This window comes from Micrococcus sp. KRD070 (genome assembly GCF_017168435.1).
In the GTDB taxonomy this organism is placed as follows: Bacteria; Actinomycetota; Actinomycetes; order Actinomycetales; family Micrococcaceae; genus Micrococcus; species Micrococcus luteus.
In genome coordinates this window covers 106230-107934 of record NZ_JABFNH010000004.1, presented here as the reverse complement: position 1 = coordinate 107934, position 1705 = coordinate 106230, and the positions used below count along the sequence as shown (strand labels likewise).

Here is a 1705-nt window from a genome sequence, read left to right as displayed (position 1 = left end):
GAGGTGGCCGAGCGTGTCCTCGCGCGCCGACCCGCGCAGCGGTTCCTGGCCCTGTCCGTCTCGGACGCGGCCGAGGACGTCGTCGCCGTGATCCGTGCGGGGGCCCGCGGCTACATCACCAAGACGGCCTCCGGCGCCGAGGTGGCGGACGCGGCGGTCCGCGTGGCCGACGGCGACGCCGTGTTCTCGCCCCGGCTGGCCGGGTTCGTCCTCGACGCCTTCCGCGGCACGGCGCCCGCGCCTCCGCCCGTCACCGCCGCGGCGGCGAGCGGGGCTGCGGCCCCCGGCGAGGACCTCGACCGGCTCTCGGCACGGGAGCGGGAGGTCATGCGGCTGATCGCCCGCGGATACACCTACCGGGAGGCCGGGGCGGAGCTGTTCATCTCGGACCGCACGGTCGAGACCCACGTGTCCTCCGTGCTGCGCAAGCTCCAGCTCTCCAACCGCCACGAGCTGACCCGCTGGGCCGCGCGCCGCGGATACGCCTGAGCCCCGCGGCGCGCGGTGTCGCGGGGCTCAGGGGCGGGGTGGGCGGCTCAGGCGCTGAGCAGGGCGCGGATGCGCTCGACGCCCTCGGCGAGGTCCGCATCGCCCAGCGCATAGGACAGTCGCAGATAGCCGGACGGGCCGAACGCCTCGCCCGGGACCACGGCGACCTCCGCCTCGTCGAGGATGAAGGCGGCCAGCTCGGCCGACGTCGTGGGGGTGACGCCGCCGCGGTAGGTCTTCCCGAGCGCCTCCCGCACGTCCACGTACGCGTAGAACGCGCCCTGCGGGGTGGGGCAGTGGAAGCCCGCCACGGCGTCCATGGCCTCGACCATGGCCCGGCGCCGACGGTCGAACGCCGTCTTCATCTCCGCCACGGCGTCCAACGGGCCGGCGACGGCGGCCAGGGCGGCCCGCTGCGACACGTTGGCCACGTTCGAGGTGGCGTGGGACTGCAGGTTCGTGGCGGCCTTGACCACGTCCAGCGGGCCGGCCATCCACCCGACGCGCCAGCCCGTCATGGCGTAGGTCTTGGCGACGCCGTTGAGGATCACGGACTGCTCCGCCAGCTCGGGCACGGCGCGGACGATCGAGGTGAACGGCATGCCGTCGTAGGTCAGGTGCTCGTAGATCTCGTCGGTGACCACCCACAGCCCCCGCTCCTGCGCCCACTGGCCGATCGCCGCCGTCTCCTCGGGGGAGTAGACGGCGCCGGTGGGGTTGGAGGGGGAGACGAACAGGAGCACCTTGGTGCGGTCCGTGACGGACTCGTCGAGCTGGTCCACGGTGACCTTGTAGCCCTGCTCGGGGCCGGCGAACACCTCCACCGGCACGCCGCCGGCCAGCCGGATCGCCTCCGGGTAGGTGGTCCAGTAGGGGGCGGGGACGAGCACCTCGTCCTGCGGGTCCAGCAGGGCGGCGAAGGCGTTGTACACGGCCTGCTTCCCGCCGTTGGTCACGAGCACCTGGGCGGCCTCGAGGGACACGCCGGAGTCGCGCAGCGTCTTGGCCGCGATCGCCTCGCGCAGCTCGGGCAGGCCGGAGGCGGGGGAGTAGCGGTGGTTCTTCGGGTCCCGGGCCGCGGCGACGGCGGCCTCCACGATGTAGTCCGGGGTGGGGAAGTCGGGCTCGCCGGCGCCGAAGCCGATCACCGGGCGCCCGGCGGCCTTGAGCTCCTTGGCGCGGGCGTCGACGGCGAGGGTGGCGGAGGGCGCGATGG

Annotated in this window: 2 protein-coding genes; one reads left to right on the top strand and one right to left on the bottom strand. The window is 74.5% G+C overall.

Annotated features, from left to right (window positions below):
• A partial coding sequence (locus J1M38_RS01430) for a response regulator transcription factor (protein ID WP_206501152.1) occupies positions 1–489 on the top strand: 489 nt, incomplete at its 5' end.
• A 47-nt stretch (positions 490–536) separates the two neighbouring features.
• Here J1M38_RS01430 and J1M38_RS01425 read toward each other — a convergent pair.
• Positions 537–1703 (bottom strand): pyridoxal phosphate-dependent aminotransferase, encoded by a 1167-nt coding sequence (locus tag J1M38_RS01425; protein ID WP_342356191.1) that lies wholly within the window; start codon positions 1701–1703, stop codon positions 537–539.
• Positions 1704–1705 lie beyond the last annotated feature (2 nt).